This is a genomic window from Micromonospora sp. NPDC005291, assembly GCF_040607415.1.
Classification (GTDB): Bacteria; Actinomycetota; Actinomycetes; order Mycobacteriales; family Micromonosporaceae; genus Micromonospora.
Genome location: NZ_JBEXGR010000004.1, coordinates 206,774 through 228,407 on the forward strand (window position 1 = coordinate 206,774; position 21,634 = coordinate 228,407).

At 69.8% G+C, this 21,634-nt stretch carries 21 protein-coding genes; 14 read left to right on the top strand and 7 right to left on the bottom strand.

Annotated elements, in window-relative coordinates; genetic code table 11:
• Positions 1-46 precede the first annotated feature (46 nt).
• The 4 genes from ABZT18_RS07600 (at position 47) to ABZT18_RS07615 (ending at position 3,321) form a co-directional block, all read left to right on the top strand.
• Positions 47-250 (top strand): acyl-CoA carboxylase subunit epsilon, encoded by a 204-nt coding sequence (locus ABZT18_RS07600; protein ID WP_354995430.1) that lies wholly within the window; start codon positions 47-49, stop codon positions 248-250.
• Positions 251-338: 88 nt separating this feature from the next.
• Positions 339-797: a hypothetical protein gene (locus ABZT18_RS07605; RefSeq protein ID WP_354995431.1), complete on the top strand. Its 459-nt coding sequence runs from the start codon at positions 339-341 to the stop codon at positions 795-797.
• Entirely contained in the window at positions 794-2,167 is a 1,374-nt protein-coding gene (locus ABZT18_RS07610) for a hypothetical protein (RefSeq protein WP_354995432.1), read from the top strand. Before ABZT18_RS07605 ends, ABZT18_RS07610 begins: the two co-directional genes overlap by 4 nt.
• Before the next feature lie 62 nt (positions 2,168-2,229).
• Entirely contained in the window at positions 2,230-3,321 is a 1,092-nt protein-coding gene (locus tag ABZT18_RS07615; RefSeq protein ID WP_354995433.1) for a S8 family serine peptidase, read from the top strand.
• Between the two features lie 275 nt (positions 3,322-3,596).
• Here ABZT18_RS07615 and ABZT18_RS07620 read toward each other — a convergent pair whose 3' ends face one another.
• Positions 3,597-3,722, bottom strand: a complete 126-nt coding sequence (locus tag ABZT18_RS07620) for a hypothetical protein (protein WP_355250777.1) — start codon at positions 3,720-3,722, stop codon at positions 3,597-3,599.
• A gap of 155 nt (positions 3,723-3,877) precedes the next feature.
• Here ABZT18_RS07620 and ABZT18_RS07625 point away from each other — a divergent pair, with 155 nt between their 5' ends.
• Positions 3,878-4,546: a Maf family protein gene (locus ABZT18_RS07625; protein WP_354995435.1), complete on the top strand. Its 669-nt coding sequence runs from the start codon at positions 3,878-3,880 to the stop codon at positions 4,544-4,546.
• Positions 4,543-5,196 (top strand): O-methyltransferase, encoded by a 654-nt coding sequence (locus ABZT18_RS07630; protein ID WP_354995436.1) that lies wholly within the window; start codon positions 4,543-4,545, stop codon positions 5,194-5,196. Before ABZT18_RS07625 ends, ABZT18_RS07630 begins: the two co-directional genes overlap by 4 nt.
• Positions 5,197-5,264: 68 nt before the next feature.
• Here ABZT18_RS07630 and ABZT18_RS07635 read toward each other — a convergent pair whose 3' ends face one another.
• The 3 genes from ABZT18_RS07635 to ABZT18_RS07645 all read right to left on the bottom strand — a co-directional run bounded on the left by ABZT18_RS07635 (position 5,265) and on the right by ABZT18_RS07645 (position 7,757).
• A complete protein-coding gene (locus tag ABZT18_RS07635; protein ID WP_354995437.1) occupies positions 5,265-6,020 on the bottom strand; it encodes an ABC transporter permease in 756 nt (251 codons plus the stop codon).
• A gap of 16 nt (positions 6,021-6,036) precedes the next feature.
• A complete protein-coding gene (locus ABZT18_RS07640; protein WP_354995438.1) occupies positions 6,037-6,996 on the bottom strand; it encodes an ATP-binding cassette domain-containing protein in 960 nt (319 codons plus the stop codon).
• 146 nt (positions 6,997-7,142) lie between these two features.
• Complete coding sequence (locus ABZT18_RS07645; protein ID WP_354995603.1) at positions 7,143-7,757, bottom strand: PadR family transcriptional regulator; 615 nt, start codon at positions 7,755-7,757, stop codon at positions 7,143-7,145.
• 148 nt (positions 7,758-7,905) lie between these two features.
• On the opposite strand from ABZT18_RS07645, the gene ABZT18_RS07650 reads away from it, so the two are divergent.
• Entirely contained in the window at positions 7,906-9,657 is a 1,752-nt protein-coding gene (locus tag ABZT18_RS07650) for a biotin carboxylase N-terminal domain-containing protein (RefSeq protein ID WP_354995439.1), read from the top strand.
• Positions 9,658-9,774: 117 nt separating this feature from the next.
• Positions 9,775-11,214: a GuaB1 family IMP dehydrogenase-related protein gene (locus ABZT18_RS07655; protein ID WP_354995440.1), complete on the top strand. Its 1,440-nt coding sequence runs from the start codon at positions 9,775-9,777 to the stop codon at positions 11,212-11,214.
• Positions 11,215-11,348: 134 nt separating this feature from the next.
• On the opposite strand, the gene ABZT18_RS07660 is transcribed toward ABZT18_RS07655, so the two are convergent.
• Positions 11,349-11,909, bottom strand: coding sequence for a TetR/AcrR family transcriptional regulator (locus ABZT18_RS07660; protein ID WP_354995441.1), 561 nt, complete (start codon positions 11,907-11,909; stop codon positions 11,349-11,351).
• An 87-nt stretch (positions 11,910-11,996) separates the two neighbouring features.
• Between ABZT18_RS07660 and ABZT18_RS07665 the strand changes: the two genes are divergently transcribed.
• The 4 genes from ABZT18_RS07665 to ABZT18_RS07680 all read left to right on the top strand — a co-directional run bounded on the left by ABZT18_RS07665 (position 11,997) and on the right by ABZT18_RS07680 (position 16,795).
• On the top strand, positions 11,997-12,443 hold the full coding sequence (locus ABZT18_RS07665) for a DoxX family membrane protein (protein ID WP_354995442.1): 447 nt from the start codon (positions 11,997-11,999) through the stop codon (positions 12,441-12,443).
• Positions 12,444-12,468: 25 nt separating this feature from the next.
• On the top strand, positions 12,469-12,951 hold the full coding sequence (locus ABZT18_RS07670) for a MarR family transcriptional regulator (RefSeq protein ID WP_354995443.1): 483 nt from the start codon (positions 12,469-12,471) through the stop codon (positions 12,949-12,951).
• The gene (locus ABZT18_RS07675) at positions 12,945-14,678 is read left to right on the top strand and encodes an ABC transporter ATP-binding protein (protein WP_354995444.1); all 1,734 of its coding nucleotides are present in this window, start codon (positions 12,945-12,947) and stop codon (positions 14,676-14,678) included. The genes ABZT18_RS07670 and ABZT18_RS07675 overlap by 7 nt, the downstream gene beginning before the upstream one ends.
• Positions 14,679-14,842: 164 nt before the next feature.
• Positions 14,843-16,795: an ABC transporter ATP-binding protein gene (locus tag ABZT18_RS07680; protein WP_354995604.1), complete on the top strand. Its 1,953-nt coding sequence runs from the start codon at positions 14,843-14,845 to the stop codon at positions 16,793-16,795.
• Positions 16,796-16,854: 59 nt separating this feature from the next.
• Here ABZT18_RS07680 and thrS read toward each other — a convergent pair whose 3' ends face one another.
• Positions 16,855-18,072 carry a threonine--tRNA ligase gene (gene thrS / locus ABZT18_RS07685; RefSeq protein WP_355250780.1) on the bottom strand — a complete coding sequence of 406 codons (1,218 nt, stop codon included), beginning with the start codon at positions 18,070-18,072 and terminating at the stop codon, positions 16,855-16,857.
• A gap of 517 nt (positions 18,073-18,589) precedes the next feature.
• Here thrS and ABZT18_RS07690 point away from each other — a divergent pair.
• Both ABZT18_RS07690 and ABZT18_RS07695 read left to right on the top strand, forming a co-directional pair.
• Positions 18,590-19,210 (top strand): DedA family protein, encoded by a 621-nt coding sequence (locus tag ABZT18_RS07690; protein ID WP_354995446.1) that lies wholly within the window; start codon positions 18,590-18,592, stop codon positions 19,208-19,210.
• A gap of 191 nt (positions 19,211-19,401) precedes the next feature.
• Positions 19,402-20,049 carry a DUF998 domain-containing protein gene (locus ABZT18_RS07695; RefSeq protein ID WP_354995447.1) on the top strand — a complete coding sequence of 216 codons (648 nt, stop codon included), beginning with the start codon at positions 19,402-19,404 and terminating at the stop codon, positions 20,047-20,049.
• Between the two features lie 86 nt (positions 20,050-20,135).
• Here the strand turns inward: ABZT18_RS07695 and ABZT18_RS07700 are convergent, their stop codons facing one another.
• Complete coding sequence (locus ABZT18_RS07700) at positions 20,136-21,539, bottom strand: NAD(P)H-quinone dehydrogenase (protein ID WP_354995448.1); 1,404 nt, start codon at positions 21,537-21,539, stop codon at positions 20,136-20,138.
• Between the last annotated feature and the right edge of the window lie 95 nt (positions 21,540-21,634).

Sequence of the window (21,634 nt, forward strand, 5' to 3'; positions counted from 1 at the left end):
CGCCACTGTGCGCTTCCCACAACTTCGCGCCGCGTACCCTGGCGTCATGTCTGCCGAAGAGCCGCTGTTCCGGGTCGTCCGCGGCGTGCCCACCGCCGAGGAGTTGGCTGCCCTGGTGGGGGCGATCATCGTTCGGTCCCGCCCGACCACCCCCGCCCCGGCGACCGCGTCCGCCTGGGCTCGCAGCGGTCGACCGGCCGGCCTCAGCGCAGGCCCGGGTGCGTGGCGCTCGGCGGGCCTGCCCCGCTGACCCAACCTGCCCTGCGGGGGCTGCCAGGGGCACTCCCAGCCGTTACCCTCACTCAGGGAAACGGTGCCGTGACAGGTAGGGAGGATCGATGATCCCCGAAGAGGACCGGCCAGCACCCTGGCTGCGCGGTTACGGCGGCATCGAGGCCGACATCAGCCAGCTCAGAGAGTTCGCCGACCGACTCGCCACCGAAGTCGAGAGCAACTACGCGCCACACCTGTCGTACATCGCCGAAGACATGTCCGCCAAGCTGCCCAACCCGTGCGACGCCTTCATCGAGCTGGTCACCTTCCTGCACGCGCACCACGACACGCAGCAGGCCACCGCCGACATGGTGTACGCCGTCCGAGGCGCCACCGGCCACCTGGCCGCCGTCGCCAACCAGGTCGCCACCCGATACGCCGACAGCGACGCCTTCACCGCCGCCCGGGTGGTGGACGTACGACAGGCCCTCGTCAACCCCGGAACCATGCTGCCCGGCGGCCCCACGCCAATGCTGACCGACCCGACCGGCCCCGACGCCGACAGCCCAGTGGTGCTGCCGTGATCGAACGGGGCACCGGCCGCACCTCCGGCCTCACCGACTGGCAACTGATGGACGTCAACAACATGTGGGCCTGCCTGCAGGACCACGACACCGCCAACCACTGGAAGCAGGTCGCCGGCTGGCGCAAGGTCTGCGACCTGGCGCAGATCCACCTCGGCCGCCTCCACGAATACCGGCGCGGGCTCGCCGAGGCGTGGCCACCCGAAACCAGCGCCGCCTCCAGCACGTACCTGGCCGAACTCGACGAGCTGATCGCCAAGGTAAAACACACCCACGACGCCGCCGCCGCGAACTACACCGCGCTCTCCGCCGCCACCCAGGCCATCAGCACCACCCGCGCCGCACTCCGCAAAATCTACGAGGAGTACGCGCCCAAGCTCCAGCAGAAGCAGGCGTACGAGTCGATGGCCGCCGATCCAAAGGCGGTGATGGGAAACCGGGTCACGGAGTCACCGGTTACTGACACCGAGTTGGAACGGCTGAACGTGCAGGCACGGGCGATGATGTTCAGCCTCAGCGGCGAACTCCAACAAGCCCAAGCAACCCTCCAAAAACCACCGGTGGTGCGGTCCCCGATCCAGTCCGGAGATCCCGATGCATTAGGCGTTACGCCTACGGCGCCAATCATTCCACCGATCGTCCCTATTCCGATGCCGACGAGCGGCAGCTTAGTGACAACCCGACCGGCAGCGCCCGACGTTGCCACTCCCATCCCGCAGCAACAAGGCGTTGGACCAGTGCTAGGCAGTGCTGGAACTGGCTTAGCGAGCAGCTCCACCGCTGCGAACGCGACAGGCTCGTCTCCACCGGTATCAACTGGCTCACATCCAGGACCTGGGCTGCCACCCAGCGCGCCTATTTCGTCTCGCCCGGGAGGACCACCAAGTACGGGTAGCCAACCGTTGAGCGGCAGCCTCAATCGACCTCAGACCTCGCCTCCGACGCCGCCGCTACGCCCAATGACTCCTGGTGGAGTGATTGGCGGCACGCCTGGTCTGGGAATGGGTACGCTGGGGCCAGGTGCGGCTCAACCTCGCAAGGTCAATCCAATTGGTGGAGTCATAGGCGGTGGCGGTGCTGGCACCGGGCCCACCGGGGGCGCCGGGTCCCGCCCGGGCGGCGGCCGAACATCTACCCCCGTGCACGGCGGCCCCACTCCGATCGGTGGTGCGCCTTCGCTGGGCAGCAACGCAGGCATTGGACTTCCCCCTGGACGTCAGGGCCAACATCAGAGAGTCGATGATGATGAGGCGCGTCGGTGGGACCCAGACAATCCGTGGGAAACGAACCAAGGGGTGAACCCTGTCGTTCGCTCTGGAGAAGATCAAGGCCCGATTGATCCTGGTCCGGCCATTGGCTTCAATCGGTGAGCGTGGGACCTAACGGGCTGCTAGCAGCATTCTCCGCGCTCCTCACACTGACAGCACCAATAATGTTCGCCGCCCTTCAAAGCCCAGCGCCAGGTGCTGCTGCTCTAATTCGGGAAGAGCAGTGGCACCTCGATTATCTGAAGACAACCAAAGCTCAGGAAGTAAGTCGTGGCAGCGGAGTTGTCGTCGCCGTACCAGACACCGGCGTGGATCCGCACCCCGATCTCCACAAGAATCTACTCGCCGGAACAGACATCATCCCTGGCGGAAGTGGCGATGGCCGAATAGATCTGGACAGTCATGGCACCTCGATGGCTGGACTTATTGCGGCTCACGGCCAAGGCGGAAATGCTGGAGCGCTAGGCATAGCTCCCGAAGCGAAAGTTCTGCCAATATACGATTCCCCGCCGCACGGTGATGGCGAGCCAGACAATTTGGCACGAGGGATCGAGTATGCCATCGCGAATGGCGCAGACGTGATAAGCATTTCGTCTGTCGGCGGAAGCAGTTCAAGACTGCGTCAAGCGATACATGCCGCCCTCGACGCAGACATTATTGTTGTAGCCGGCGTTGGCAACCTTCCTCGGGACCAGACCATTGGATATCCGGCCAGTGAAGAAGGCGTAATCGCCGTTGGTGGTGTCGATCGCGCTGGACAACATGCTGCCGTCTCGGTGACTGGGCCGAAAATCGACGTGGTCGCGCCTGCGGTCGACATCTACAGCACCAGCTACGGCGGAAAATACTCGAAGGGCACTGGTACATCGAGCGCGACGGCGATCGTGGCGGGGGCGGCGGCGCTGATCAGGTCCAAGTACCCGTACCTGCCTGCGCGAGAGGTGGCACACCGACTCACGGCCACCGCCGTCGACAAGGGCCCACCTGGACGCGACGACGAGTACGGCTATGGCGTTATTGATCTCGTGGCGGCGCTGACGGCAGACGTACCGCCGCTGGGTTTTGAGTCGGTGAGCGCGCCGGCCGGTGCTGGCCCGACGACGACGGCCGGCGCCCAGCCGGGCGATGACGGTAGCGGCGCGACGGCTCGCGGTCTTGCCACGCTTGGTGTGATCTTGGCTGCCGGGATCGGATGGGCGGTGGTGGTACGACGCCGTCGGCGCGGCGATGATCCGCCACCCAGAATCAGTCGCTGACCGCCCGACGAAACGGTGATCGACTCAGGATCGCTGATATGGCGGTGTCCGGGTGGTGGGATACCGCGATATCGCCGATGCGGAGTCGATCACGGTGTGGGGCCGGGTCGGTCGTGGAGTGATCGACTCGACGTCGCCGATATGGGGGTATCCGGGCGGTGGGATAGCCCAATGTCGGCGATGTGGAGTGGATCTAGGGCGGCGCGCGACCCCAGGCCGGCGCACGACCAAGGTCGGCTCGCGACCACGGCCAGCGCCCGCCCAAGGCCAGCGCGTCACCCCAGGCCGACGCACAGCCAGCGCCGGCGCCCGACCAGCGCCAACGCCAGCGCCAGCGCCAGCGCCAACGCCAACGCCAACGCACGACCCCAGACCGGCGCGCGAACCCAGACCGACCCCAAGACCAACACCGGCGCGCGAACCAAGACCGGCCACAAGACCAACACCGGCGCGCGACCCCAGGCCGGTCACAAGACCAACACCCGTGCGGGAACCAAGACCGGCGCGCGACCGAGGCGGAGGTCTTGGCGGCCGGCTAGCCGGTAACGTCGGGCTCGTGTCTGATTCTCTGCCGCTCCGCCTCGTGCTCGCCTCGGCGAGCCCTGCCCGTCGTAAGTCCCTTCAGGCTGCCGGCATCGAGCCGGATGTGCTGGTCAGCGGGGTGGATGAATCTTTGGTGGTGACTGATCGAGCCGAGGAGCTGTGCCTGGAGTTGGCTCGGCTCAAGGCGCAGGCGGTGTTGACCCGGCTGAGCCCCGGCACCGACCAGCGGACGCTGGTGATTGGCTGCGACTCGGTGCTCGCGTTCGACGGAGAGATCCTCGGCAAGCCGGCGGACCCGGCGGACGCGACCCGGCGTTGGCTGCGGATGCGGGGGCGCAGTGGCGTTCTGCACAGCGGGCACTGCCTTATCGACGTTACCGCCGGGCGGCGCGCGGAGGCGGTCGCCTCGACCACCGTCCATTTCGCGGACATCAGTGATGACGAGATCGCCGCGTACGTGGCCAGTGGTGAGCCGCTGGCGGTGGCCGGCGCGTTCACGATCGACGGGCTGGGTGGGCCGTTCGTGGAGCGGATCGAGGGTGACCCGGGGACGGTGGTCGGGCTGTCGATGCCGCTGCTGCGGAGGCTCCTCGCGGAGTTGGACCTGCGGATCACCGACCTGTGGACGAAGGTCGCGCCCGGGGGTCAGTCGGTTGAGTCGCTGGGTAACGTCCGGTCATGACCACCAAGTCGATCCCGCTCACCGACGAGCTGCACTCCTACCTGGTCGCACACGGCTCCCCGCCGGACGAGATCATTCGGGACCTGGCCGAGGAGACCCGGTCGGTGCTGCCGGAGCACGCCACCATGCAGGTGGCCCCCGAGCAGGCCGCGTTTCTGACGTTCCTCACCCGGCTCCTCGACGTACGGCAGGCTGTCGAGGTCGGCACGTTCACCGGGCTTTCTTCGCTGGCGATAGCCCGAGGGTTGCCCGAGGGTGGGCGGCTGACCTGCTTCGACATCTCCGAGGAGTTCACCGGCATCGCCCGGCGTTACTGGGCTCGGGCCGGCGTGCAGGACCAGATCGACCTGCGTATCGGCCCGGCCGGGGACAGGCTGCGGGAGCTGCCGTACGAGCGTCACCTGGACTTCGCGTTCATCGACGCGGACAAGACCGGCTACCCGGTCTACTGGGCGGAGCTGGTGCCGCGGATGCGGCCCGGCGGGGTGATCGCCGTCGACAACGTGCTGCGCGGCGGGCGGGTGATCGCCCCGCAGAACGCCGACGACCGGGCCATCGCCGCGTTCAACGACGAGGTCCTCGCCGACGTGCGGGTCGACCCGGTGATGCTGCCGGTCGCTGACGGCCTGACCCTCGCTCGGGTGCGCTGAGCCGGCAATCACCGAACACGGAAATCGGGGTGCCCTCGTGCAGGAGGCACCCCGATTTCCGAAGAGCGTCAGCGGACGCTGCGGGCGAACTGGCGGGCGGCCCAGTAGACGCCCAACGCGGCGAGGACCGCGGTGATGCTGAGGCCCTGCCAGACCTTGTCGCTGCCCAGGTCACCGGCGAACAGCGCCCGGGTGCCGTCGACCGCCCAGGAGAACGGGTTCCAGTTGGCGACGCCCTGCAACCAGCCGGGCGCGAAGGTCAGTGGCAGCAGGATGCCGGAGAGCAGCAGCACCGGCTGCGCCACCGTGTTCATCAGTGGGGCCAGCGCGTCCTCGCTCTTGACCTTGAGAGCGACGCCGTAGGAGACGGCCGAGGTCATGAGCGCGATCAGGGCGAGCATCAGGTACGCCAGCAGCAGGTCCCCGATGAACACCCGCAGGTCGAACAGGAGCGCCAGCAGGGTGATGATGACCGCCTGCACGATGAGCGAGACCACGTCGCGCAGTGAGCGGCCGAGCAGCAGGGCGAGCCGGCTGATCGGGGTGACCCGGGAGCGTTCGATGACGCCGGCGCGCAGCTCGGCGATCAGGCCGAAGCCCTGGAACAGGCCGCCGAAGATGGCCAGCAGCACCAGCAGTCCGGGTACGAAGATCTTGTAGGCGGCGGCCTGGGTGGGCGCGTTCAGCGCCGGCTTGAGCAGCGGGGCGAAGAGCAGCAGGTACATGACCGGCTGGAACACGCCGACGAAGACCCAGACCGGGTTGCGCAGCAGGAGTTGGGTCTGGCGCTGGAAGATCAGCCACGTGTCACGGGCGAATTTCATGAGTCGTCTCCGGTGGTCAGGACTCGCGCAGCGAGCGGCCGGTCTTGGTGAGGAAGACGTCGTCCAGGCTGGGTCGGTGCAGCTCGATCGAGCGCAGCTCCAGCCCGGCGTGGTCGAGTCGGCGCAGCACCTGTGGGATGGCGGTGGCACCCTCGTCGACGTAGAGGCGCAGGCCGCCCTCGTCGGCGGTTTCCAGCTTGTTGACGTACGGCTCGCCGTCGAGCGCCTGGGCGGCCTGCGGGGTGGCGGCCAGGTCGAGGCCTACCAGCACGACGTCGCCGGAGATCTCCCGCTTGAGCTCGGCCGGGGTGCCCTCGGCTACCACCTCGCCGTTGTCCATGATCGCGATCCGGTCGCAGAGCGCGTCGGCCTCGTCCAGGTAGTGCGTGGTGATGAAGACGGTCATCCCGTCGCCGCGTAGCCGCCTGATCTCGTCCCACATGTGGGCGCGGCTCTGCGGGTCGAGGCCGGTGGTCGGCTCGTCCAGGAAGACGATCTTCGGCTCGTGGATGATGCCGAGCGCGATCTCCACCCGCCGGCGCTGACCGCCGGAGTAGGTCTTGCACTTGCGGTCGGCGTACTCGGTGAGCTGGAAGGCATCCAGGGCGCGGGCGGCGCGCCGCTGCGCGTCGGCCTTGCTGATGCCATACATGCGGGCGTGCAGCACCAGCTCTTCACGGGCGGTGGACTCGTCCCAGGTGCTGCCGCCCTGCGGGACGTAGCCGATCCGTCGGCGCACCTCGGCCGGGTCCTTCCGCAGGTCGGCGCCCGCGATGGTGGCGTCGCCGCCGTCCGGCTCGATCAACGTGGCGAGCATCCGCAGCGTGGTGGTCTTGCCGGCGCCGTTCGGGCCGAGGAAGCCGAAGATCTCGCCCTTGGCGACCTCAAGGTTGACGCCCCGCACCGCGTCCACCGTCTTCGTCTCTCGACCTGCGCGGGAGCGGAACGACTTCCGCAGCCCCCTGGTCTCGATCATCTCTGCTCCTGGTCATTCGGGCCGGCATGCCGACTGTCGAGTCATTCGGGCCGGCCGAGCCGGCCATCGAGAGGACGCCGGACGGCGCACTCCCCCGCTGTGCCGTCAGCAGGCTAACGCGATATAGCTTCTATGGTCAACGTTGATTATTCCGAATCGCGAGTGGGGGTCGAGTTCCCGCCGTCGGGCCACTGCGACCAACCATCGACGTTCTCCAGCCCAGCAGGTAGGTACGACACTCCGGATTCGATCCGTTCCGCGATTCGTTCACACCAGCTCATCTCCGCCTCCGCCCGCGCCGACCACAGCTCGAACATCCAACCGACGTGCACCGGCTTGCTGGTGCGTATCCAGTCCGACTCGATCGAGGCGCGCATCGACTCGATGCCGGCGCGCAGCAGGTTGGCCCGGTTGCGCAGGGCTGCCGCCGCCTCGTGCCGTGGCATCGCGGGCAGGAAGGAGAACGCCACCGAGAACGGGTCCAGCGGTTCGGAGAGGTTCCACCAGAGGTTGCGCAGCAGCGTCTCGAACTCGTCCTCCCCCTTGGGGGTCACTTCGTAGGTCGTACGCGCGGGACGGGCGCCGACCTGCTCGGTGGCGACGGCGCGCAGTAGGCCTTCCTCGGTGAGCTTGCGCAGCGCGTGGTAGATCGAGCCGGGTTGCACGTTCGCCCATTTGTCGGCGTTCCAGCTCAGCAGTTCGCGGCGCACGTCGTAGCCGTGCACGGGCTGCATCCACCGCACGAGACCGAGGATCATCATTCGAGTCGCAGACACCCAACAAGCGTAATAGACAAGTTTGACTAGAGCGTGGCCGCACAGTGCGGCATCCCACACTGAGCGATCGTTAGGGCCACCAGGGTGGCCGATACACTCCCCGTCAGTAACCTGCCCGGGAGGAGCCACGAAGGTGCGCAAGGTACTCATCGCCAACCGCGGCGAGATCGCCGTCCGGGTGATCCGCGCGTGCCGCGACGCCGGCCTGGGCAGCGTCGCCGTGTACGCGGACTCCGACCGCGACGCCCTGCACGCCACCTTCGCCGACGAGGCGTACGCGCTCGGCGGGGACAGCGCGACCGAGACGTACCTGCGGATCGACAAGTTGCTCGATATCGCCACCCGGGCCGGTGCGGATGCCGTGCACCCCGGTTACGGCTTCCTGTCCGAGAACGCCGACTTCGCCCAGGCGGTCATCGACGCCGGGCTGACCTGGATCGGCCCCACCCCGCAGGCGATCCGTGACCTCGGCGACAAGGTCACCGCCCGGCACATCGCCCAGCGCGCCGGCGCTCCGCTGGTCCCCGGCACCCCGGACCCGGTGGCCAACCCGGACGAGGTGATGGCGTTCGCCGTCGACCACGGCCTGCCGGTCGCCATCAAGGCCGCCTTCGGTGGCGGCGGGCGCGGGCTCAAGGTTGCCCGGACCATGGAGGAGATCCCCCAGCTCTTCGAGTCGGCCACCCGGGAGGCGGTCGCGGCGTTCGGTCGGGGCGAGTGCTTCGTCGAGCGCTACCTGGACCAGCCCCGGCACGTCGAGGCGCAGGTCCTCGCCGACCAGCACGGCAACGTGATCGTCGTGGGCACCCGGGACTGCTCCCTGCAACGGCGGCACCAGAAGCTCGTGGAGGAGGCACCCGCGCCGTTCCTCACCGACGCCCAGCGGGCACAGATCCACGACAGCGCCAAGGCGATCTGCCGCGAGGCCGGCTACCACGGCGCCGGCACGGTGGAATACCTGGTCGGTGTGGACGGCACCATCTCCTTCCTGGAGGTCAACACCCGGCTCCAGGTCGAGCACCCGGTCACCGAGGAGACCGCCGGCATCGACCTGGTCCGCGAGCAGTTCCGGATCGCCGACGGTGAGAAGCTGCGGATCACCGAGGACCCGACGCCGCGTGGGCACTCCATCGAGTTCCGGATCAACGGCGAGGACCCGGGCCGCAACTTCCTGCCCGCCCCGGGCACGGTCACGGCGCTACGCCTGCCCACCGGCCCCGGCGTGCGGGTGGACACCGGCATCTCGGCTGGTGACGTGATCGGCGGCAACTTCGACTCGCTGCTGGCCAAGGTGATCATCACCGGTGAGACGCGGACCGAGGCGTTGGAGCGCGCCCGCCGCGCGCTGGACGAGATGGTCATCGACGGGATGGCCACCGCACTGCCGTTCCACCGGCTCGTCGTGCGGGACGAGGCGTTCACCGCCGAGCCGTTCACCGTGCACACCCGGTGGATCGAGACCGAATTCCACAACACCGTGCCGCCGTTCGCCGCCGCCGCCGGCGCCGCCGAGGCGCCGGCCGAACGCGACACCGTCGTGGTCGAGGTGGGCGGCAAGCGCCTTGAGGTCAGCCTCCCCGCCGGCTTCGGCGGGAGTACGACCACCGCGGCACCCGCCACCCGTAAGCCGACCCGGCGCGGTGGCGGAGCCAAGGCCGGTGCCCCGGTCGGCGGCGACGTGCTCGCCTCTCCGATGCAGGGCACCATCGTCAAGATCGCGGTGGCGGACGGCGACACGGTGGCCGAGGGCGACCTGGTGGTGGTGCTGGAGGCGATGAAGATGGAGCAGCCGCTGCACGCCCACAAGGCGGGCACGGTCAGCGGGCTCACCGCCGAGGTCGGCGCCGTGATCACCGCCGGTGCCCCCATCTGCACCATCGCCTGAGTCGCCTGAGAGGAAGAGCACCTTCCGCACGCTGTGTCGGCCTCGTGAGGCGTGTCGCGGGGGTGGTTTGCGGCACCGACGTGGGCGCGGGCGGTCCGGGGCAGGAATGATGGCCGGGTGCGGTTCCTTCACGGCGCGGTCCCCGCGCACGACCTGACCTATACCGACGTCTTCATGGCGCCGGCCCGCTCCGACCTGGGTTCCCGGCTCGACGTCGACCTGTCCACCGGCGACGGCACCGGCACCACCATCCCGCTGGTGGTTTCGAACATGACGGCGGTCGCCGGCCGGCGGATGGCCGAGACGGTGGCCCGCCGGGGTGCGATCACCGTGATCCCGCAGGACATCCCGATCGAGGTGGTGGCGAACGTCGTCGCCTGGGTCAAGCAGCGACACCTGGTCTACGACACGCCGATCACCCTGGGCCCGACCGAGACCGTGGGCGACGCCATCCACCTGCTGCCCAAGCGCTCGCACGGTGCGGTGATCGTGGTCGACGAGGACGGCCGGCCGATGGGCGTGGTCACCGAGGCGGACACCACGGGCGTGGACCGGTTCGCCCAGCTGCGCCACGTGATGTCCACCGAGCTGCACACCGTTCCGGCGGACGCGGACCCGCGTACCGGCTTCGATCTTCTCTCCGCGGGCCGCCGCCGGCTCGCTCCGGTGGTTGACGCCGATGGTCGGCTGATCGGGGTGCTGACCCGCCAGGGCGCGCTGCGGGCAACCCTCTACACGCCGGCCGTGGACGACCGCGGCCGGCTTCGGATCGCGGCGGCCGTCGGGATCAACGGTGACGTGACCGGCAAGGCCGCAGCGCTGCTGGAGGCCGGGGTGGACACGCTGGTCGTGGACACGGCGCACGGCCACCAGGCGCGGATGATCTCCGCGCTTCAGGCGGTCCGCAAGCTGGACCCGGGGGTGCCGGTGGCGGCCGGCAACGTGGTCACCGCCGAGGGGGTTCGCGACCTGGTCGAGGCGGGCGCGGACATCATCAAGGTCGGCGTCGGGCCGGGCGCGATGTGCACCACCCGGATGATGACCGGCGTGGGTCGTCCGCAGTTCTCCGCCGTGCTCGACTGCGCGACCGCTGCCCGGCAACTGGGCCGGCACGTGTGGGCCGACGGCGGGGTGCGGCACCCACGGGACGTGGCTCTCGCACTCGCTGCCGGTGCGTCGAACGTGATGATCGGCTCCTGGTTCGCCGGCACCTACGAGTCCCCAGGTGACCTGTACACCGATGCGGACGGCCGGCGGTACAAGGAGAGCTTCGGGATGGCCTCGGCTCGGGCGGTCAGCGCCCGTACCGCCGACGACAGCCCGTACGACCGGGCCCGCAAGGCGGTGTTCGAGGAGGGCATCTCCTCGGCGCGGATGCACCTGGACCCGACCCGACCCGGCGTCGAGGACCTGATCGACGAGATCATCGCCGGGGTACGCAGCGCCTTCACGTACGCCGGCGCGCGGGACCTGACCCAGTTCCACGAGCGCGCGATCGTGGGCGTGCAGAGCGCAGCCGGCTTCACCGAGGGAATGCCCCTCCCCACCAGCTGGTAACCCCCGCCCCCGCCCCCCGCCCCGCCCCGCCCCCCGCCCCGTCGATCATGGAGTTGTGGTGCCCCACGAAAGGGGCATGGACGGGCGAAACGCCCACCATAACTCCATGATCGACGCGGTAGAGAGGGCTCGGGTTAGTTGACGAGTCTGCGTAGCACGGCCCGGGCGGCCTCTCGCGGCTCGTTGCCGACCCGGTCCGGCAGTACGCCCGCGAGCCAGAGGGTCGCGAAGCCGTGCGCGATCGACCAGGCGGCGAGCGCGTCCCGGTCGACATCGGCGGGCGTGTCGCCGGTGGGCAGGGCGGCCACCCCGGAGCGGAGCGCGGCGCCGGCGCGCTCCCGCGCGGCGATGAGGTCAGCGTCGTCGGCACGGTAGAGCTCGGGCCGGAACATCACTTCGAAGTACGCGCGGTGCGTGACGGCGAAGTCGACGTACGCGACACCGGCTGCCAGCAGGTCGTCACCTGCCTCGGTCAGCCTCTGCGCCAACCGGTCGAAGCCCTGGGCGGCCAACGCGGCGAGCAGACCCGCCTTGTCGCCGAAGTGGTGGGCGGGCGCGGCGTGCGAGACGCCGGCCCGGCGGGCCAGGTCGCGCAGGCTCAGCGCGGCCGGCCCCACCTCCTCGATCGCTTCCAGCGCGGCGACGAGCAGGGCACGGCGCAGATCGCCGTGGTGGTAAGCGCGCGCTCCGGTCATGCCCGAATCCTATCTTGCCATTGACAAGATGACACCCATCGAGGCAATCTTGCCACCGACAAGTTCAAGTTCATGAGGAGGATTTCGATGGCACCCCTGATCGCTCTGCTGGTCGGCACCGCACTGGCCCGGTTCACCGGCTTCGCCGGTGTCGACGCGTTGGACGGCTGGCAACCCGCACTACGGGTCGGACTGGCCCTGATGTTCGCGCTGACCGCCGTGGCCCACTTCGCCGGCCAGCGCCGCGCCGACCTGATCGCGATGGTCCCGCCCGGCCTGCCCCGGCCGGGCCTGCTGGTCACCGTCACCGGCGTGCTGGAGTTGGTCGGCGCGGTCGGCCTACTGGTGCCGGCGACCGCACGTGTGGCCGCAGCCGGGCTCGGCCTGCTCATGCTGGTGATGTTCCCGGCCAACGTCTCGGCCGCGCGTCGGCGACTGACCCTGGCCGGGCAACCGGTCACCCCGCTCGGCCAGCGCATCGTCCTACAGATCGTGTTCGTGGCCACTGCCGCGGCAATTTCGTTTGGCCCCTGACTATCAGGGGGCTAACCTGCCTTCCGTGGAACTCGTCACCCTCAAGGATGTGCCGCTCGCTCGGCTGCTGGTGGTCGCCGGGCACCTCGTCGGGCAGCGGTGGAACCGCTACCTCGCCGAGGAGCACGGCCTCACCCAGGCGGGCATGGTCACCCTGATGACGCTCGCCCGACACGGCGAGCTGCCCCACCGGGAGGTCGCCGAGAAGGGCTTCGTCCGCCCGGCGACCCTGACCGGCATCGTGGACACGCTGGCCCGCGAGGGGCTCGTCGAGCGGCAGCGCGACGACAGCGACCGACGCAGCGTGCGGCTCGCCCTCACCCCCGCAGGGCGGGAACGGGCGGCCGCGCTCGGCGCACTGATGCACTCCGGACGCTCCCTGACCTCGGTCGACGCTGACCCGGCGAAGGCCCAGGTGATCCGGGAGTTCCTGCTCGAGGTCATCGGCAGCGGGGACGACCCGCGGATGACCGGACGCCCTACCGAATCGAAGGATCCGGCGTGCTGATCCGACTGTTGCGCGACCAACTGCGCACCTACCAACGACCGCTGCTGGCGGTGGTGCTGCTCCAGTTCGTGGGCACCATGGCCTCGCTCTACCTGCCCAGCCTCAACGCCGACATCATCGATCAGGGCGTGGCGCGGGGCGACACCGACTACATCGTGCAGACCGGCGGGTGGATGCTGCTGGTCAGCCTGATCCAGATCGTCTGCTCGATCGCCGCCGTCTACCTGGGCGCGCGGATCGCGATGGGCTTCGGCCGGGACGTCCGGGCCACGCTGTTCGGGCACGTCAACCGCTTCTCCGCCCGCGAGGTGGCCCGGTTCGGGGCGCCGTCGCTGATCACCCGCAACACCAACGACGTGCAGCAGGTGCAGATGCTCGTCCTGATGAGCTGCACGATGCTGGTCGCCGCACCGATCATGAGCGTGGGCGGCGTGGTGATGGCGCTCCGCGAGGATGTCGGGCTCTCCTGGCTGATGCTGGTCAGCGTGCCGGTGCTGGCCATCACGCTCGGCGCGATCATTCGCCGGATGGTGCCGGGCTTCCGGCTGATGCAGACCCGGATCGACACGGTCAACCGGGTGCTGCGCGAGCAGATCACCGGCATCCGGGTGGTCCGCGCCTTTGTCCGCGAGCCGTACGAGACCAATCGTTTCGGCGTCGCCAACGCCGACCTGACCGCCACCGCGCTGCGTACCGGCCGGCTGATGGCACTGATCTTCCCGGTCGTCATGCTGGTCCTGAACGTCTCCAGCGTGGCCGTGCTCTGGTTCGGCGCGCAGCGGGTGGACGCCAACGCGATCCAGGTCGGCGCGCTCACCGCCTTCCTGCAGTACCTGATGCAGATCCTGATGGCGGTGATGATGGCCACCTTCATGCTGATGATGGTGCCCCGGGCGGCGGTCTGCGCCGAGCGGATCGTCGAAGTGCTGGACACCGACTCCTCGGTGGTCCCCGCCGCCGAGCCAGTCACCGAACTGCCCACCCGGGCCGAGTTGGAGCTGCGCGGGGTGCGCTTCCAGTACCCGGGCGCGGTCGAGCCGGTGCTGCGGGACATCTCCTTCCGGGCGACCCCCGGCACCACCACGGCGATCATCGGCAGCACCGGGGCCGGCAAGACGACACTGCTGTCACTGATTCCCCGCCTGGTCGACGTCACCGCTGGCGCGGTGCTGGTCGACGGGGTGGACGTGCGGGAGCTGGCGCCGGACGAGTTGTGGCGGCGCATCGGCCTCGTGCCGCAGCGGCCGTACCTGTTCACCGGCACGGTCGCCAGCAACCTGCGCTACGGCAACCCGGACGCCACCGACGAGGAGCTGTGGGCGGCGCTGGAGATCGCCCAGGCCCGGGACTTCGTGGCCCAGATGCCAGGCGGGCTGGACGCGCCGATCGCGCAGGGCGGCACCACCGTCTCCGGTGGGCAGCGGCAGCGCCTGGCCATCGCCCGAGCCCTGGTCCGGCAGCCGGAGATCTACCTCTTCGACGACTCGTTCTCCGCGCTCGACCTGGGCACCGACGCGCGACTGCGGGCGGCTCTGCGGCCGGTCACCGCGCAGTCCGCGCTGGTGATCGTGGCCCAGCGGGTCTCCACGATCATCGACGCCGACCAGATCATCGTTCTTGAGGATGGAGGAGTCGTCGGAGTGGGACGACACGCGGAGTTGTTGGAGACCTGCCCGACGTACGCCGAGATCGTGGCCTCACAGCAGACGGCGGAGGTGCCGGCATGAGCGAGCCCGACGAGCCGCGCACTGCGGCCGTACCCAGTCAGAAGCCGGGAGGCGACGCGCGGACGCCGGGAGGCGACGCGCAGCAGCCCGGCGGCGAGGCGCCGACGCCGAAGCGGCTGCCTCCGGGCCGCCCGGGCGGCGGGCCGCCGTGGGCGGGCGCCGGGATGCCCGCCGAGCGGTCGATGAACTTCGGGCCGTCGGCCCGACGGCTGCTCGGCCGGCTGCGCTCGCACCGACTGCATCTGGCCGCGATCATCACGTTGGCCGTGGTGAGCGTCGGGTTCAGCGTGGCCGGACCGAAGATCCTCGGCCACGCCACCGACCTGATCTTCACTGGGGTGATCGGCCGGCAACTGCCCGCCGGCACCACGGCCGAGCAGTCCGTTGCCGCGGCCCGAGCCAGCGGAAACAACAGCTTCGCCGACATGCTGGCCCGGATGGACGTGGTGCCTGGGGTGGGCATCGACTTCAGCGCCCTGAGCCGGGTGCTGCTGCTGGCGCTCGGGCTCTACCTGGCCGCGAGCGTGCTGTCGTGGTGGCAGGGCTGGCTGCTCAACGGGGTGGTCCAGCGCACCGTGCTGCGGCTGCGCGCCGAGGTGGAGGAGAAGCTCAACCGGCTGCCGCTGCCCTACTTCGACCGGCAGCCCCGCGGTGAGTTGCTCAGCCGGGTCACCAACGACATCGACAACATCTCGACCAGCCTCCAACAGACCCTCAGTCAGCTGCTCACCTCGCTGCTGACCGTCGTCGGTGTGCTGGGCGTGATGTTCTGGATCTCGCCGCTGCTGGCCCTGGTGGCCCTGGTCGCGGTGCCGCTGTCGGTGCTGGTCACCCAGCGCATCGCCAAGCGCTCGCAGAAGCAGTTCATCGCCCAGTGGACGCACACCGGCGAGTTGAACGGCCAGATCGAGGAGGCGTACACCGGTCATGAGCTGGTGAAGGTCTTCGGCCGGCAACGTGAGGTGGAGGCCGCCTTCGCCGCCAAGAACGAGGAGCTGTTCCGGGCCAGTTTCGGGGCGCAGTTCATCTCCGGGATCATCATGCCGTCGATGATGTTCATCGGAAACCTGAGCTACGTGGCCATCGCCGTGGTCGGCGGGCTGCGGGTCGCCTCCGGGACGATGAGCCTCGGCGACGTGCAGGCGTTCATCCAGTACTCGCGGCAGTTCACCCAGCCGCTCACCCAACTCGCCTCGATGGCAAACCTGCTCCAGTCCGGGGTGGCCTCGGCCGAGCGGGTCTTCGCGGTGCTCGACGCCGACGAGCAGAGCCCCGACCCGGTCGAGCCGGCTCGGGTCGTCGACCCGCACGGTCGGGTCGAGTTCGAGCATGTCTCGTTCCGCTACGAGGCGGACAAGCCGCTGATCGACGACCTGTCCCTGGTCGCGGAGCCGGGGCACACGGTGGCCATCGTCGGCCCGACCGGCGCCGGCAAGACCACACTGGTCAACCTGGTCATGCGGTTCTACGAACTGGACGCCGGCCGGATCACCCTGGACGGGGTGGACATCACGACCATGCGCCGTGACGACCTACGCGGCCGGATCGGCATGGTGCTCCAGGACACCTGGCTCTTCGGCGGCACCATTCGGGACAACATCGCCTACGGGCGACCGGACGCGACCGAGGAGGAGATCCTCGCCGCGGCTCGGGCCACCTTCGTGGACCGGTTCGTCCACAGCCTGCCCGACGGCTACGACACGGTCATCGACGAGGAGGGCAGCAACGTCAGCGCCGGCGAGAAGCAGCTCATCACCATCGCCCGGGCGTTCCTCGCCGAGCCGTCGCTGCTGATCCTGGACGAGGCGACCAGTTCGGTGGACACCCGTACCGAGGTGCTGCTCCAACGGGCGATGGCCGCGCTGCGCTCGGACCGGACCAGTTTCGTCATCGCGCACCGGCTCTCCACCATCCGCGACGCCGACCTGATCCTGATGATGGAAAACGGTCGAATCGTAGAGCAAGGCACCCACAACCAGCTCCTAACGGCCCAAGGCGCGTACCACCGGCTCTACCGTTCCCAGTTCACCGGCGCCGTGGTCGACGAGGACCCCGCACCCGCCGCCCCCGCCCCCGCGGACGCGTCCGCGCCCGCGTCCGCGTCCGCGTCGATCTAGGGCAGATCGTCGTGAATGGAGATCCACTCACAGCGATTCGCCCTAGATCGACGGGCGGGTCAGGCCCGGGGGAGCAGGGCGGACGCTCGGGCGGTGACCTGCTCGCTTATCAGGGTGAGCGCGGCGGTCGCGGGCATTTGGGGCAGGGTGCGGCCGTCTCGGAGGCGCAGGGAGATTCCTCCGTCGGCTGCCTCTCGGGCGCCCAGCACCCCGAGGTACGGGACACGGCGGCGGGCCGCGTCCCGTACCCGGGCGCCCAGCGAGCCGGCGACGTCCACCTCGACCCGCAGCCCGGCGTCGACGGCCCGCCGGGCCAGCTCGGCCGCCGCGCCGGCCTGCCCGTCGTCCACCGGCAGCAGCACCAGCTGAACGGGCGCGTACCAGGCCGGGAAGGCGCCCTCGTGCACCTCGATGAGGTACGCGAACAGCCGCTCCATGCTGCCGACCAGGCTGCGGTGCACCATGACCGGCCGACGCCGACTGCCGTCGGAGTCGGTGTACGACAGGTCGAACCGCTCCGGCTTGTCGAAGTCCAGTTGGATGGTGGAGATGGTCGACTCCCGGCCGGCCGCGTCGATGATCTGAATGTCGATCTTCGGGCCGTAGAACGCGGCCTCCCCCGGGGCCTCGACGTATTCCACACCGGCCAGCGCTCCCCGGAGCAACTCCTCGGCGCGGGCCCACTGCGCGTCGTCGCCGACGTACTTCTCGCCCGGCCCGCGCAGCGACAGCCGGAACCCGGCCGGGCGGACGCCGAGCGCGGCGTGCGCGGCGCGGATCAGACCGAGGATCTCCACGACCTCCTCGCCGACCTGCTCCGGAGCGCAGAAGGTGTGCGCGTCGTTGAGCGAGATGGCGCGGACCCGGGACAGCCCGCCGAGCACCCCGGAGCGCTCCGAGCGGTACATTCCGCCCAGCTCAGCGATCCGCAGCGGCAACTCCCGGTAGGAGCGGCCCCGGGCTCGGAAGACCAGCGCGTGATGCGGGCAGAGCGCCGGCCGGAGCACGAACTCGTCGTCGGCGCTCAGCCGCATCGGCGGGAACATGTCGTCGGCGAAGTAGCCGAGGTGCCCGGAGAGTTCGAACAGTTCGCGCTTACCCAGCGGTGGCGAGTAGACGTGCTGGTGGCCGGAGCGACGCTCCAACTCTCGGACGTACTCCTCGACGGCGTGCCGGGCGGCGGCGCCGGCCGGCAGCCAGATGGGCAGGCCGGCGCCGGCCAGCGGATCCGAGACGAAGAGGTCCAGCTCACGGCCGAGTTTGCGGTGGTCGATCATGTCGCGCTCCTGGATCGGGTACGACCCGGAGGCGACCTGGACTCCGAACGCCGCGCGGCCCTCGGGGGCGGATCGCCCCGGGGCCTGGTCGACGGTGGTTACGTCAGAGCGGCGCGCCGGGGACACCCGGCGTCGTGGTCACCACTACCGCGCTGCGCATGCGGCGACGCTACCCGTCGGGCGGTCACGGACGCACCTGGATTTGACGTGCTGGAGGAGGGGGCGGGCCGCCGGCGCGGGACCCGCCGGCGGCCCTGGGCGGCCCGAATCGTCAGGAACGGGGGACCCGACGGGCTGGGCCGCGCCGACAACGGTACGCCGACGAACGCCGTTCCGCCGACCGGCGCGGGGCGTCTGGGACGGCAGCCGAACCGTCACCCGGAAGCCCTTCGGCTCGTTGCACCTGCGTGGCCTGGCCGTGTCGACGGTCACGACGGGCCGGGGCTGTCCACGGTGACGCCGGACACGCCGTCAGGCTCAAGACACCCAATCGGCCGCATCCGGCGAGGTGGCAGGCGTGCCCGAACTACTGACTGACGTCGCATCGCCGACGTGGGCGTACCTGGTGCTGCTCACCCTGCTGATCGCGGACGCGTTCGTCCCGGTGATCCCCACCCAGATCGTCATGATCACCAGCGGTGCGCTCACCGTCTACGGTGGGCTCAGCCTGCCGGTCACCATCGCCGTCGGCGCACTCGGCGTGTTCGCCGGTGACCTGGCCTGCTACCTGCTCGGGCGGAGCGCACCAGACCGCCGGCCACCCCGGCACGCCGAACCGAGCCGGGCCCGCCGGGTGGCCAATCGGGTTACCCGGGGGCTCCGACAACCCGGGCCGCTGGTCATCCTGCTCTGCCGGTTCGTGCCCGGCGGCCGAATGGCGGCCTGCTTCTCGGCCGGCCGCAGCCGCTACCCGTACCGGCTGTTCGTCCTCTACGAGACGATCGCCGCGCTGGGGTGGGCCACCTACGGCGCGCTGGTCGGGCACCTGGGCGGCACCGCGCTGACCGAGTCGGCGTGGCGGCTGGCCATCATCGCCACCGCCGCTGCGGCCGGCTTCGCCGCTGCCGGATGGGCCATGACTCTGGTCAGCGCCCGCCATGCCCGCACCGCCGCCGGAGCAGACATCCCCATCGACTGACGCCGAGCCAGCCGCGATCTTGCACTTGGTGTCCCGGCAAAAGGCGGCAAGGCACGCAGAACGACGACCGCAAGTGCAAGATCGCGGACGGGTTTGGGCCGTTGCCCGGATGCCTCTAGGGGTGGTCCCGGGGGACGAATTGGGTGGCCGTTCCGGATCCGCCTCGGGTCCCTGCGGCGACAGGCTGAGGCATGCCTGGAACCCGGAGCACCGGTCTTTTGGCCCTCGGCGGGATCGCCCTGGCGGCGCTGCTCACCGTGATCGGCCACTTGGAAGTCAACGACGACCTCAACCCGTGGGCGTTGACCATCAGCGACTTCGCGGTCTCCGACCGGGGTGGCGTCATCGACGTCGCCATGGTGGTGCTCGCGCTCGCCACCGTGGCGCTGCTGTACGGGCTGCGCCGCACCGACCCACCCCCACCACGCTCGGGTCGGATGGCTGAGCTGCTGCTCGGCGCGTGGGTGGCCGGGCTGCTGCTGGCCGCGGTGGTGCCGACGAACGAGCCGGGCACCGCCATGACCACCGCCGCCTACCTGCACCGGTACGCCTCAGTGGTCGCCTTCCTGGCGCTCCCGGCTGCCGGTTGGCTGTTGGCCCGCCGGCCCGACCTGGCACCCGCCGCCCGGACGCTGCGCGCCCTCGTCCTGCTCAGCCTGATCCTGGCGGCGGTGATGATCTGGTCCGCCTACCCCGGTGACCGCGTGCTCATCGGCCTGGCCGAGCGCCTGCTCATCCTCACCGAGGTGGCAGTCCTCGCCACGGTCGCGGTGATCCAAAACCGACTTCCCGTCGATCATGGAGTTATGGTGCCCCACAAAAGGGGCGTGACGGCGTAAACCAGCCACCACAACTCCATGATCGACGCGGGCGGGGGTGGGGGCGGGGGCAGGGGCGGGGGGCAGGGGTGGGGGTGGGGGTGGGGTTACTCCAACTCGTGGAGCATGAGCTGGCGGGCCGCCTCCGTGATCGAGCCGGAGAGGCTCGGGTAGATGGTGATGGTCTGCGCCAGCTCGTTGACGGTCAGGTTGTTCTCCACCGCCATCGTGATGGGCAGGATCAGCTCGCTGGCCTTCGGGGCGACCACCACACCGCCGATCACCTGACCACTGGCGGGCCGGCAGAACAGCTTTACGAAACCGTCGGAGAGGTCGTCCATCTTGGCCCGGGCGTTGCCGGACAGCGGCAGCATCACCTGCCGGGCCGGCACCTTGCCGGCGTCCACCTCATCCTGTGAGACACCCACGGTGGCCAACTCCGGGTCGGTGAAGACGTTCGCCGCGACGGTCCGCAGCCGCAGCGGGCGGACCGCCTCGCCGAGGGCGTGCCACATCGCGATCCGGCCCTGCATGGCGGCGACGCTGGCCAGCAGCAGCACCCCGGTGCAGTCACCGGCGGCGTAGATGCCGGGCACGTTGGTCCGGGAGACCCGGTCGACGGTCACGTAGCCGCCCCGGCCCAGCGCCACGCCGTACTCGGTGAGACCCAGGTTGGCCGTGTTCGGGATCGACCCGACCGCGATCAGCGCGTGCGAGCCGGTGACCTTGCGACCGTCGGACAGCTCCACCTCGACGCCGTCGGCGGTACGCAGAACCGTGTCGGCCCGGGAGTTGTTGAGGATCTCCATGCCCCGGTTGCGGAACACCCGCTCGATGGCGGACGCCGCGTCGGCGTCCTCGTGCGGCATCACCCGGTCCCGACTGGAGACCAGGGTGACCTTCACACCCATTGCCAGGTACGCGCTGGCGAACTCCGCGCCGGTCACACCGGAGCCCACCACGATCAGGTGCTCGGGCAGCTCGGGCAGGTCGTACACCTGGCGCCAGGTCAGGATGCGTTCACCGTCCGGCACGGCGGTAGGCAACTGCCGGGGCGTCGAGCCGGTGGCCACCAGCACGCTGGACGCGGCGATCGAGTATTCCTCGCTGCCGTCGGCGGGGGTGACGACGACCCGGTGGGTGTGCCCGAGGGCGTCCTCACCGAGCCGGGCGGTGCCGGCCACGAAGGTGACCCCCGCCTTGAGCAGCTTGGCGTGGATGTCGGCGGACTGCGCCAGTGCCAGCCGCTTGACCCGCTCGTGCACCGCCCGCGCGTCGACGGTGACCGCCTCCAGGCCATCCGAGTGCACCCCGAACTCCTCGGTGTCCCGGTAGCCGGTGACCACCTGCGAGCTGGCGATGAAGGTCTTCGACGGTACGCAGTCGGAGAGCACGCAGGCCCCGCCCGCCCCGTCGGCCTCCACCACGGTGACATCGGCGTCCAGCTGGGCGGCGACCAGGGCCGCCTCGTACCCGGCCGGCCCTCCACCGATGATCACGATCCGGCTCACAGCATTCGCCCTTCATTCATGCTCACAGTGACTTTCTTCTCCTGAGCGCATTCGACACGCACTGTCGTATTCTCCCCCACCCGTTGGTCGGGCTA